This window comes from Luteitalea sp. (assembly GCF_022842525.1).
In the GTDB taxonomy this organism is placed as follows: Bacteria; Acidobacteriota; Vicinamibacteria; order Vicinamibacterales; family Vicinamibacteraceae; genus Luteitalea.
Genome location: NZ_JALHPM010000061.1, coordinates 22,248 through 33,224, shown reverse-complemented (window position 1 = coordinate 33,224; position 10,977 = coordinate 22,248). Strand labels below are relative to the sequence as shown.

General features: G+C 72.2%; 2 protein-coding genes and 1 pseudogene. 1 reads left to right on the top strand and 2 read right to left on the bottom strand.

The features are described from left to right. A pseudogene (locus tag Q0C41_RS13950) lies at positions 1–314 on the bottom strand (hypothetical protein); the annotation flags it as partial. Beyond that, positions 308–9,637: a type I polyketide synthase gene (locus Q0C41_RS13945; RefSeq protein ID WP_291984395.1), complete on the bottom strand. Its 9,330-nt coding sequence runs from the start codon at positions 9,635–9,637 to the stop codon at positions 308–310. The pseudogene Q0C41_RS13950 and the gene Q0C41_RS13945, both read right to left, overlap by 7 nt. On the opposite strand from Q0C41_RS13945, the gene Q0C41_RS13940 reads away from it, so the two are divergent. Then, positions 9,631–10,977 (top strand): hypothetical protein, encoded by a 1,347-nt coding sequence (locus Q0C41_RS13940; RefSeq protein WP_291984394.1) that lies wholly within the window; start codon positions 9,631–9,633, stop codon positions 10,975–10,977. The two genes, Q0C41_RS13945 and Q0C41_RS13940, sit on opposite strands and share 7 nt — an antisense overlap.

Sequence of the window (10,977 nt, the reverse complement as noted above, 5' to 3'; positions counted from 1 at the left end):
GACGGAGCGCCCGCTGCCTTCGGCGCCGCGGGGGCACGCCGGCCCGGGACGCCTGTGCGCGTGACGGTCACGGTCGGCGGGACCTCCTTGAGCAGCTGGTCGTCGAGCGGCACGCCGTCGCGATAGGCGTCGGGCTCGAGCGTGAGCACCGAGACGCGCCAGCCGAGCGCATCCAGGTTGCGCGCAAAGCGCAGCAGCCGATGGGTGCCAGCCCGACGGTTGGGCGGAAAGTGCGCGGTCACGAGCAGCACGCGGCGGCCCTGGCCCGGGCGCTCCTCCGCGGAGCTCAGGTCCTGCGCGGCAGCAGTCACCATGGGCGGTCGATATCCGAATCGCCCTGCGTCAGCAGCCACTGCTGTCCGTCGAGCACGATGGCGGCCTCCGCCTCGGAGAGGCCGCGGGGGTAGACGAGCAGGACGCGACCGGGCTCCCGCCGAGAGAACCCGCTGCGCGTGAGCGCCTCGGTGAGCCGGCCGCCGACATGCAGACAGAGCACGGCATCCGCCCCTTCCTCCCGCATGCGCGCACACCCGGCCTGCACCATGGCCTCGAGATCGGCGGGCCGGTCCAGCGGTGCCACCAGGTCCACCAGGAACGCGCGCCGATAGCGATACGCCTCGTCCGCCTCGCGCAGCATCCAGACCGTCGTGCCGATCAGCCGGTCGTCCTGTCGCACGTCGAAGCGGAAGAACTGCTGCCCCGGCTGCTCGACGTACTTCCAGGTCAGGTAGGACGCATCGCGCACGACCCCGCAGCCAAGCGTCGGCGCCATCGACGCCCATAACGCGTCGTGTTCTGCGCCGTAGGTCGCCACGTCGTGCAGCGACACGGCACGGGCCGACTGCCCCAGCCGCTTGATCGACGACAGCGCACGCATGCCCAGGCCGGCCCCGAGCGCCGCCCCTGGCGGCAACTTGCCCTTCAGCACCTTCTCGGGCCGCAGCAGCAACTGCGCGGTCTGCAGCGGCGCCACCTGCTGCCATCCCATCTTCAGCAGGATGGCTCGCATCGTCTCCGTCTGCCCGAGCGACAGGGCGAATGGCAGCGCATCGTGAGCCGCATCCATCAGCTGCGGGCCGATGGCGCGGGCCCGGAAGGCCTCGAGCACGTTGGTCTCGACCAGCCACGCCGTGTCGCGCGTCGCCGCCCCCACCTGCAGGCGGACGGGCAAGGCCCCGTTGTGCCCGACGACGCGCTCGCCGTCGCGATAGAGCCACACCTTCGGCTCGAGGCCCAGCCGGCGCGCCGACGCGTCGAACATCCATCGCCAGCGCGGACGCACCCAGTCGGCGCGGCGCCGCGCCCCGAAGGCCTCGGCATGGAAGGCGAACAGGGCCTCGTCCATGTCGGGCGTGTACACCGTCAGCGGTGAGGGCATCGCCGCCACGGCGTTCGCGGTCGTCGCGACCGTCGAGGCCGAGGTTCCGTCCGCAGGCACGGCCTCACCGTCGGCCGACGCCTGGCGCGCCGCGACGTCCCGCGCCAGTTTCTCGCCCAACAGACCGACCGTCGGCGTGTCGAAGACGAAGCCGCGGCAATCCACGCCGAAGCGCTGCTGCAGGCGCGTGGCCAGTTCCACCGAGCTGAGCGAGTCGAGGCCCATCTCGAAGAAGCCGCGATCGAGCGGCACGTCGGCAGCCGTCTTGAACCCGAGCACCTGCGCGACCTCGCCACGCACCTGGTCGGCCACGTCGGCCGGCGACAGCCGCGCGCCCGTGGCGACTGGGGCCGGTCGATCTCCAGCCGCGGTCATCGCTGCGATGAACGGACGGGTGCGCCGCGCCTGATACGCGGCACCAAAGCGCGTCCAGTCCAGATCGGCCACCACGGCCTGTGCCTCTCGCCCACCGAGGAGGACTTCGAGCAGGGGCCACGCATCGGCGGGGTCGATCAGGTGATTGCCGATGGCGGCGAAGTGGTCGCCCGTGCCGCCCTCGGCAGCCATGCCGACTCCCGCCCACGGCCCCCAGTTCACCGTCAGCGCCACGAGGCCCTGCCGGCGGCGCTCGATCGCCAAGGCGTCGAGGAACGCATTGGCCGCGGCGTAGGGCGCACGACCGGTCGCGCCAAGCACCGACGCGAGCGACGAGAACATGACGAACAAGTCTAGCGTCAGCGCCCGCGTGCGATCGTGCAGCAGCCAGGCTCCCGCCATCTTCGCGTCGAGCGCCTGCGCCAGATCCTCCGGGGAGGCCTGCTCGAGCGCGACCTGCAGGTCGACGCCAGCGGCATGAACGATGCCCTTGAGCGGGAAGGCCCCGCCACCGATTCTGGCCAGCAGGCCATCGACCTGCGCCGCATCGGCGACGTTGGCGGCAGCGAGCGTGACCGAGACGCCGCGGGCGCGCAACGCCTCCACAGCCGCCGTGTCGCGCACCTGCCGTCCGACCAGCATGAGGTGTCGCGCCCCGCGGTCAGCCAGCCACTCGGCCACCTGCAGGCCAAGCGCACCCATGCCGCCCGTGACGAGGTACGTGGCGTCTCGGTGACACGCGAACCGTCCACGGGACGGTGGGCCCCGACGCACGAGCCGGGCCGCCCGCAGGCCACCCTGTCGCACCGCGACCTGGTCCTCCACACTCCCCGCCAGCAACCACTCGACGACGATCGACTGCTCGACGTCGGTCATGGTGGCCGACAGGTCGATGAGGCCTCCCCACTGCCCGGGCACCTCCAGCGCCACCGTCCGGCCCAGCCCCCACTCGGTCGCCTGCGGCAACGAGAGCGGCGCGTCGTCTGCGCCACCCGACACGGCACCGCGGGTCATCACGTACAGGCGCACGGCGCCGCCGACGGTGGCCACGGCCTGTGCCGCGGCCAGCGCGCTGTCGAGGGCGTCACGCCGCCAGGCCTCGAGGGTCGCCACGCTGACCCTGGCCGGCGCAGGGGCATCGAGCCCGCGCAAGTGGACGACACCCCGCACGACCTGCCCTCGCAGCACCGCCTCCAGACCCGCCCGGTCGATGCGGTGATCGGGTGGAATGACGATGCAGGCCTGGCCGCGGTCGCGGAGCGCGGCGACGAGCGCCTCGCTCTCGGCGTCGGTCGCCGCCAGCACGACCCACGTCCCCGACGCCTCTGTCGCCGTCGGCACGGCGATGTCGCGCCACTCGACCCCGTAGATGGCCACATCCGCGAGGCGCTGGCTGACTGGCGCGGCGGCCGGGCCGTCCGCCGCGGGGGCCACCCAATGCGCCCGGGTGTCGAAGGCGTAGTGCGGCAGCGACGCCACGCGTCCCCTGGCCGGCGCGGCGATGCCGTCCCAGTCGGGCTGCAGACCGCCCACCCACAGTTGCGCCGTGCTCGTCAGCAGCGTCGCGCGCTCGTCGCCGTCACGCGTGATCGAGGGCAGCCACAGCGCGGCGGACGCATCGGCGCAGAGGCACTGGCGCCCGAGACCGGTCAGCACCGGCTGCGGCCCGATCTCCAGGTACGCCGAGATCCCGGCCCCGTGCAGCGTCGTCATCGCCTGCAGGAAGCGTACGGGCTCCAGCACCTGCCGCGTCCAGTACGCCGGCGTCGTCATGACGTCGGGGGCGAAGTCACCCTCGACGCAACTGACGATGGGGATCTGCGGGACCCGGAACTCGACGCTGCGGACGACGGCCTCGAAGGCCTCGATCATCGGTCGCATCAGCGGCGAGTGGAAGGCATGTGACACGGTGAGCGATCGCGTGCGCACACCTGCGGCCGTCAGCGCGACGACGATCTCGTCGACGGCCTCGCGCGCCCCCGAAAGGACGGTCTGCTGCGGGCTGTTGACGCCGGCAATGGCGACACGATCCTCGACGCCCGCCATCGCCGCACGCACCCGCGCCTCGGGGGCCGACACCGACACCATCACGCCACCCGCCGGGAGTGCCTGCATCAGGCGACCACGCGCCTCGATGAGGCGCGCCGCATCGCCCAGCGTGATGCCGCCGGCGATGCACATCGCGGCGAATTCGCCCACGCTGTGCCCGACCACCGCGGCGGGCTGCACGCCCCACGACTGCCACAGGCGAGCGAGCGCGTACTCGATCGCGAACAGCGCCGGCTGCGTGAAGCGGGTCCGATCGATGCGGCCGGCGTCAGTCTCGTCCACCTCGTGCAGCACGTCGACGAGCGAGACCCCGAGCAGGGGGTCGAGGTGCACCGCGCACGCATCGATGGCATCGCGGAACACGGGCTGCGAGGCGTAGAGCTGTCGCCCCATCCCGACGTACTGCGCGCCCTGCCCCGTGAAGAGGAAGGCGACCCGAGGCGCCGCGGCGTGAGCCGCCCCACGCACCGTGGCGGCGTCCGCCTCCCCTTGCGCGAGACGCTGCAGGGACTGCCGCAGGCCGTCGACGTCGTGCGCGACGATGGCGGCGCGCTGCTCGAACGTGCGCCGGGTGGTCGCCAGGGTGTGGGCGATGTCCGCGAGCGCAGGGCCGGACTCGGCCGCGATCCACTCCGCCAGATTGGCCGCCTGAGCCTGGAGCGACGCATCGGTGCGTGCCGAGAGCGGCACCAGGAGGGCGCCGGGTGCCGCCGCATCCGAGGCGGTGGCCGTGGTCGCGACCGCAGGTGCCGCCGCGGGCGCTTCCTCGAGAATCACATGCACGTTGGCGCCACCGACACCGAACGAACTCAGCGCCGCGCGGCGCGGCCCGCTACCGGTCGTCGTCCACGGCGCCAGCTCTCGCTGAACCGTGAAGGGCAACTGGCCAAAGGGTATCTGCGGATTCGATTCGACCGACGTCACCGACGGCAGCAACGTGCGGTGGTGCAGTTGCAGCAGCACCTTGATGAGGCTCAGCACCGCGGCGCCGGCTTCGAGGTGGCCGATGTTGGGCTTGATCGAGCCGATGCTGGCGCGCACCGGTCCGCGGCCCTCTTCCACCCCGTAGCCGAGCGTCAGACCGCGGACCTCGATCGGGTCCCCCAGCAACGTGGCGGTGCCATGCGTCTCGACGTACGAGATGGTGCGCGGGTCGACGCCCGAGGCGTCCACGGCCTTGCGGATGGCCACGGCCTGCGCCTGCGGGTTGGGCGCGGTGAATCCGACCGTGCCACTGCCGGTACTGACACCGGTGCCCTTGATCACGCCGTAGATCCGGTCGCCCCTCGCGATGGCATCGGCCAACGGACGCAGGACGACCACGCCAATGCCCTCGCCGAGGACGGTGCCGTCCGCGTCCTTGCCGAAGGCCAGACAGCGGCCCGTGGACGACAGGATGCCGAGTCGTCCGAGCTGCGCGAAGCGGTCCGGGTCCAGGATGACGTTCACGCCTCCGACCACCGCCATACGGCAGTCGCCATCACGCAGCGCGCGACACGCGAGATGCAGCGCCGTCCCGGACGACGAGCAGGCCGTGTCGACGACGAGACTCGGCCCACGCAACCCGAACACGTTCGAGAGCCGGTTGGCGAGACTGAAGCTCTCCCAGCTCTTGTACGGCGACGCTGCGGCGCGCGTCAGCCGATTGGCGTGGTGCGCGTAGTCGTCGTACATCACGCCGGCGAAGACACCGGTCTCCGGCTCGACACCGCCGACCACTGCGTTGGCGTCCTCGAGCGCCCCCCACGCCACCTGCAGGAACAGGCGCAGCTGGGGGTCCATCAGGTCGGCTTCGCGCGGCGAGATGCCGAAGAACCCGGCGTCGAACTGATCGAGGTCGTCGAGCAGCCCGGCCCAGTGCGGACGCGCATCCTCGAGCGGCGCCGAGAAGAAGCGCCGACGCGTCGGCACCGGACGCGTGGCGACCTCACCGGCCGACAGCAGCGCCCACAACTCCTCGGGCGATCGCGCGCCGGCGCAGCGCAGATCCATCCCGACGACGGCGATGTCGTGGGAGCGGTCGGTCGCGGCGCGCGCGGCGGACGAGGCGGACGCCTCGCCGAGGCGGCCCTCCCCCCTCGGGGCAGCCGCCCGGCGCTCGGCCAGTTCCGCGATGTGGTCGACGATCTCGCTCACCGCGCGGTGCTCGAACAGCAGCGTGTTCGGCAGCCAGGGGTACACCTGCATCAGCTGGACGGTGATCTCCACGATGCGGAAGGACGTACACCCCAGCGCCTCGAGTCCATCGACCCGCGCCACATCGTCGGCCGGCCGGTCGAGACTGGTCGCGAACGCCTCGAGCACCGTCCTGGTGACGTCCTCGCGCGAGACGGACGTCTCGACGTGTGCGGCAGCCGCGAGCCCATGTCCGTCGATGGCGCGCGCGAGTCCCTCCTGCGTCGCGAGGGTGCCAGCGACGCGGGCGATCTGCGCCTCGCGCGCGCGCTGCCGGTCGCCGATGGCCTCGTCGGCCACGGCCGTCGCCGCGACCACGGGCGCGTCGTCGGCGACGAGCTCCGGCTCGGCGTCCTCGGGCTGGTACTCGAGCACGGCCAGCGTGGACGCGGGCATCGTGAAGTCGAGCACGCCGTCACCCCCGCGCAGGTCGTCCGGTGCCAGGGTCTCGAGAAACTGACGGGCGGGGGCGTTGCGCCTGGTGGGCTCGAGTCGGAGGCGCACCACCGGGAGCCCACTGGCCTCGGCGAGTCGGCCGAACTCCGCCATCATGCGGTGCTCGGCGCCGCGCCCGAGCACACGACAGCTCATGAGGAAGGTATCGGCGAGCAACTCGCCGTCGGTGCGCTCCGCGATGAGCAGGCCGACCAGGCCGTAGTCCCCGAACCGATCCCGGACACGCACGGTCCTGATGTCGTGGCGGCCCGTTTCGAGCAGCGCCCGCACCTCGCTCTCGTCACGGCGGATGGTCGTGAAGTTGAACTGGTTGGTGCGCATCGTGAGCTGCGACGCCCGCGCCAGATCGGCCTCGGTCAGCGGCTCCACGGCCACGACGAGATCGAGGCTCGCGAGGAAGTCGCGGAAGCTGCCGACGCCCTGCCGCAGACTCTGGCGTCCGAACTCCTCGCGGTACATCTGCGTGCGCTTGCGATCCTCGGCCGTCGCGCCCTGCAGGTCGAGTTCCCAGAGATGCGCCAGCAACCGCAGCGCCTGGCCCGGGTCGTGTGGCCACTGCAGCGTCAGCACCTCCGGACACCCGGCGCGCACTTCCCCGCACTCCACGGGGTTGTCGTCGAGGAAGACGAAGGCATCGAGTCCGAGGTTGAGCGTGGCGGCGAGGTCGCGGAGGTTGTCCGACTTCCGCCGCCAGTTGATCATCGCGGCCACGACGTGCTCGCGCGTCAGGCGCATGTCCGGCCGCGTCTCGAAGACACGCCAGACGTCGTCTTCGACGTTCTTCGAACAGAGGCAGATGACGACGCCGTTGCGACTCAACTCGGCGAGCGTGTCCTGCAGTCGGAGATGCTCCTCGCCGAACTCGAGGCCTTCGGGGCCCACCTCGCCGACCACGCCTCGCCACAGCGTGTTGTCGCAATCGACCACCACGACCTTGCGCGGCGCCGCGACCCGCTGCCAGGCGTGCCGCATCACCACCGTGCCGAGCACGTGGAAGTAGGCGTCGGTGTACGGGATGTGACCGATCTTGTCGCGCAGCGGATCGTCGGTCGCGGCGGGATCCACGGCATACGCGTCGTGGAGGTCGACCGCCCGCGTAACCTGGAGCCCGGGCACACCGGCGAGCGCCGACCGCAGCGCCTCCTCGGTCGCGTCGAGCAGACCCGCCACGTCGGGCTCGACGCCGCTGGCCGACGGACACAGCACCAGCAGGGTCGCGGCGCGCGCCCTCGCCCGATGGCCACGCATGGCGTCCACCAGGTCGCGACTCGTCGCCTCGAGGTGCTCACGGAGGAACGTGACGTCCGCGTGACGGTCGCGCGGCAGCTCGCGTAACCAGTCCTGCACGCGAAGGAGGACGACGTTGAGACCGCTGCCGTTGGTCGAGAGGCGGCTGCCAGGGTCGAACAGCGACTGGAGGATCTGGCCGTAGGGCGCGAACGCCAGCTCGGGGGCGACGCCGAGCTCACGCCCCCAGAACGCCACACTCTTCTCGATCGGGTCGGCGGTGAAACTGGCGACGATGGCCAGCGGCAGTGGACGCAGGTCGGCGGCAGGTGTGACCCGCGACAGGGCCGGGAACTCGTCGAGCATGCGCGTCTGCCCGGGCACCGTCGTCCCCACGGCCTGGGCGAATGCGACGGCCACCCGGTCGGAGGCGATGGTGCCCACCGCGCCGGTCGGCGTGTCGTTCCACGCCGTCTGCAGCGGGGGCGGACGCAGGATCAGGCCCTGAAGCGACGACGTCTCCCGGACGGCGGTCGTGACGAGCGCTTCGCCAGCCTGCTTGAGCGCCACGTAGTGCCCGAAGCGCGGCGGGTGCTCCACGACGTACGACGAGGAGACGTAGGCGACGCGCCCGCCGCGGGCCTGCAGCGCCGGCAGGGCGGCGGCCAGCGGCGCCTCGACGAGCGCGAAGTTCTGGTGCAGATACGCCTGGAACGCGGTGCCCGCCCCCGGGCCGATGGCCAGCGGCGTCGGCGGTGCGCAGGCGTTGAGCACGAGCACGTCCAGTCCACCGTGCCCCTCGACGATCGACGCGACGGTCCGTGTGCACCACTCCGCGTCCGCGGCATCGCCGCGCACGAGGTCGAGCCGCCCGCCGAGTGCGGCGATGCGGGCCGCGAGCGTCGTGGCTCCTGACTCGTCGTGCTGGTAGCTGACGAAGACGTGCGCGCCGGCCAGCGCCAGCCCGGCGGCCAGATCGGCGCCGAGACCGCGGCTGCCGCCGACCACCAGCGCCACCGTACCGGCGGCCAGCGGCAGCGCCTGCACGTGCGCCTGCAGGCTGCCGAGGTCGGTGACCACCGGGCTGAAGCGGACGTAGCTGCGCAGCGCGCAGGTGGCGAGCAGTCGGCCATCCGCCGAGGCGATGTCGACCTGCGTGTCGAGGAGGCGAAAGGCCTGGTCGACGCGCTCGACCCGCACCCGATAGAGCAGCTCGGGCTCGGCCGCGGTCTGCTCGCCGAACTGGATCGACGCGCGGGTGAACAGCGACCGCAATCCGGGCACATCCATCCCGACGAGGTAGCTCGCCAGGGCATAGACCTGCGCGTGCAGCGGCGCCACCGAGGCGTCCGCCAGACCGGGGCCGACGGGGCCCTCGGTGCGGTAGCGCCCGACGATCTCGTCGAGACGCGCAATCTCGTCGAGCGCACGGTCGGCCGGGGTCGCACGGACCGTCGCGTCGGCCGGCACGAGCGTCGCCCATGACGCCGGCGTGTCGAGGCGAGGATCCGAGGTCCGCGGCAGGGCTCGCGCTTCGAGCACGACCGCCCCCGCCGGGTCGGCCACGCGCACCACCGTGGCGTCGCCCGCGCGCACCGCGGACGTGACGAAGGTGACGTCCGGCGTGACGGCCCCGCGGAACTCGATCTCGACCGTCCGGGCCGCGGTCGCGTCGACGCGCGCCTCGGCCAGGGCGTGGACCACCGAGCACATGCCGTGCACGATGGCGGTGCCGAAGAAGGTCCCGCGGGCGAAGGCGGGATCGACGTGCAGCGGATTGTGGTCGCGTGACCAGGCGGCATAGGCCCTGATCTCGCCTGAACTGAAGTGCATGCGTGCGCGTGTCCGGGTGGGGGATCCCGCCCTGGAGACCCTCAGAACATCGGCGTGGCCGATGGGTTCTGCAATGGGGCCAGGGGCTTCCGGGTTCCATTCTACGGTGTTCGCATGACGCGCGATACCATACCCGCGTGCCACACATCGGGCCCCGCATGGCCATCGCCACGGCGGCCCTGGCGGGCGGTCTCGTCGCGTTCGCCATGGGTCCTCCCCGCGTGTCGCAGGGACGCCCGCAGGTCTGGCACGTCCGCCCAGGGAGCTCGGGCACCGGCTCGGCAGCTGCGCCTTACGGGTCGATCCGCGACGCCCTCGCGGTGGCGCAGGCCGGCGACGAGGTGCGGCTCGCGAGCGGACGCTACACCGAACCCCTCCGCACCGTGCGCGGTGGCACCGCGCAACACCCGCTGGTCGTCCGCGCCGCCGATCCGAAGGCCCGCCCCGTGGTCGAGGTACCCGGCCGCGTCGCCACGGTGGCGCACCCATACGTGGTGCTGGACGGACTCGTCCTCGACGGCGCCTACGGCGACGACGACGCGGTCCGTGTGAGCAGCGCGGCCACGGGCCTCGTGCTCCGGAACCTGGAGATACGACGCTCGACCCGTGACTGCGTGGACATGGCCGCCCCGGCGGACGTGCTGGTCGAGCACACACGCATCCACCACTGCCTGAACGCCGCCCGGGGCCGGACCGACGCGCACGGTCTGGTGGCCGGCGCCGTCGAACGCCTCACCGTCCGCGACACGGAGATTCACACCTTCTCGGGGGACGGCGTCCAGATCGACCCCGGTCGCACGGCCCCGGGCTGGACCGATGTCCGCCTCGAACGCCTCAGCATCTGGCTCGCGCCCCTGCCCGAGGCGGTCAACGGCTTCGCGAAGGGCGTGGTCCCTGGCGAGAATGCCGTCGACACGAAGACCCTTCGCGACGGGCGCCGCGCCCGACTCGACCTGCGCGACATCGACGCCTGGGGGTTCGAGGGCGGCCTGATCACCAACATGGCGGCCTTCAACCTGAAAGAGCGGGTGGATGCCACGATCGATGGCGTCACCGTGCACCACAGCGACATCGCGTTCCGCCTGCGCGGGCCCGGCGACGCCGGCGCGCGAGTGACCGTGCGCAATGCCGTGGTGCACCACGTGCGCACCGCGTTCAGATACGAAGACGATCTGGCACGCCTGCAACTCGCGCACGTGACGTTCGGTCGGGAGGTGCGGACGCCGCTCCGCGCGGTGAACGCCGCGGCGGGGCCCGAGTTGCGCAATCTGCTCGTCCTGGCGCCGAAGGCCGGGCCTGAGTGGCAGGGCCACGCCACGGCGGTCGACGCGTCAGCGTTCGTGAACGCCTCGAGCGACGACTATCGGCTCGGCACGACGAGGACGGCCCTGGTCGGCCCGCCGCAGCCCGCAGTGACCGTCGATCGTGCCGGGCGGCGACGACCGACGACCGGACCGCACGCGCTCGGCGCCTACGAACCGTAA